Below are 1,449 nucleotides of genomic sequence, written 5' to 3'. Positions count from 1 at the left end.
GATTCTTCTGGTCCTGGCAGCCACCCGTTGACTACTACAGTCGGTTCGGTGCCATACCCAGAGAGCGAACGCACAAAATCTATGCTCAAATCGCTTAAGTCCGCATCTGCTAGAAACACCCGCCCATTACCTTGTAGCACGTTGGATAGTAGGGTTTTGAGTTGCTGGAGAATAGCCACCCGCGAAGTCTGACAAGTGTTGGAATTAAGCGCGTGCCAAATGACTTGTTCGCATTCATCAATAATCACTACGCCATCGTGCCAATTGTCGGCATTAAACTGCGCTTGACTTTGGGGGTGTAAGCTATCTACGCACAGCCCGTAGCCTAAAACTGAGCCTGTCTCTGAGGTTCTGACTTCGGTAATGTAGGGAATGCCGAAGCGATGGCATAAGGCTTCTACTAGCTGTACCCGATGACCGACGACTAGCACCCACTGCCCGCTAGCTATAGCGTCAGCGACGACGCTTTCTAACAAATGCGTTTTACCCGTGCCTTTGGGTGACTTAATTGCGACTAGCTGTGCTGCATGAGGGAGAGAAATCTCCCCTAAATAACGGCGGTTGACTAGAATATCTGGGGCGTAAGCAAGCTGAGTGTAGCTTCTGCCTAGCCAAGTGTCCCAACTGGCAGCTAAACTCGTGACTTGCTCAAACAAGTCCGCTCCGTGGGCAGCAAGAAAATCATCCACGCCCTTTTCTGGTTGCTGCCAGCTAATTACCCAGATGTCACAACCTAATTGAGTTAATAATTTCCCAGTAGTGGTGATTGCTCGATTGACGTTGCGGACAGTTTTTCGCTTAGAGTCGCGGTCGAAGCAGAAATAGATTTTCCGCCCCCTAGTTGCAAAATGCTTTAGCTCTGGCAGCAGGTAGGAGCGACCAATTTTATTCCCTGCATCATCTTTGGGCGTGCGATAGCCGCCGTCGATTCCTGGCAAAGCGATCGCCGCATACCCCACGGTTAGAAGCGCTCCAGCTTTTTTTGCTCCCTCTGTGATTGTAATCGGGATGTTATTTTCTAGTACCCACGCCCAGAATCCTAATGCTTCCCCGTCAGCAGTTACGACGATGTTATCTGGCAATCGTTTGTTGTATAAATGAGCTACCCGTCGCCAAATTTGCACTGTTACTCTGAGGAAAAATGCTCTAGTACTGCACTTGAACGGATGCTCGTATTTAACTAGCTTGCCTTTTTCATCGCGGACTGGTCTATCTGGCTTGAAGCAGCCCCACCGCATCGGTTGCCAATTATCCAACGGATCTAGTCCATCACACCACCAACCGCCATGCTCGGTGTGGGTATAACGCCTCAATACCCAAGTTGCTAGTCGTCCGGTGTTTGTGCGTGGCAGCAACGGTGAGTAACAAAGATATTCGTAGGGGCGCTGACCTTCCATGCTGTGGACATTGAGAGCAATGATGTCCGGGTCTACGGCACAAGAGCGCCAT

General features: G+C 50.2%; 1 protein-coding gene. It reads right to left on the bottom strand.

What is annotated here, in order from left to right; genetic code table 11:
* Window positions 1-1,449: DUF3854 domain-containing protein (locus AC2VE5_RS27455; RefSeq protein WP_486890696.1), on the bottom strand; the 1,449-nt coding region annotated here is incomplete at both ends.

The sequence above is a fragment of the Aliterella sp. E5.1 genome (assembly GCF_057473825.1).
Note: the sequence above shows the minus strand (reverse complement) of the source record. Positions and strands in the feature narration are given on the sequence as shown.